This is a genomic window from Bacillus sp. SIMBA_008 (genome assembly GCF_046535495.1).
Lineage (GTDB): Bacteria > Bacillota > Bacilli > Bacillales > Bacillaceae > Bacillus > Bacillus subtilis.
Map to the genome: position 1 here is coordinate 1 of NZ_JAWRWL010000835.1, position 255 is coordinate 255.

Sequence of the window (255 nt, forward strand, 5' to 3'; positions counted from 1 at the left end):
GGGCGCCCCCGGGGGAGAACACGTAGACCCCGTCGCCCGCCGAGCTCCAGACGCGGCCGCTCGCGTCGACCTTGATGCCGTCGGATGCGCCCTCGTCGACCTGTGCGAAGCGGGTGCCCCCGACCGGTTCCCCCTCCTCGAGGTCGAAGACGAGGATCTCGCCATGGGCCTCGGTGCCGGGCGCGTGACCCGTGTCGGCGACGTAGAGGCGTGATTCGTCGGGAGAGAAGGCGAGCCCGTTCGGGTGCCACATCG

At 71.8% G+C, this 255-nt stretch carries 1 protein-coding gene; it reads right to left on the reverse strand.

Annotated features, from left to right (window positions below; translation table 11 throughout):
* The coding region (locus SB658_RS25675) for an SMP-30/gluconolactonase/LRE family protein (protein ID WP_410603280.1) at positions 1-255 on the reverse strand (255 nt) is incomplete at both ends.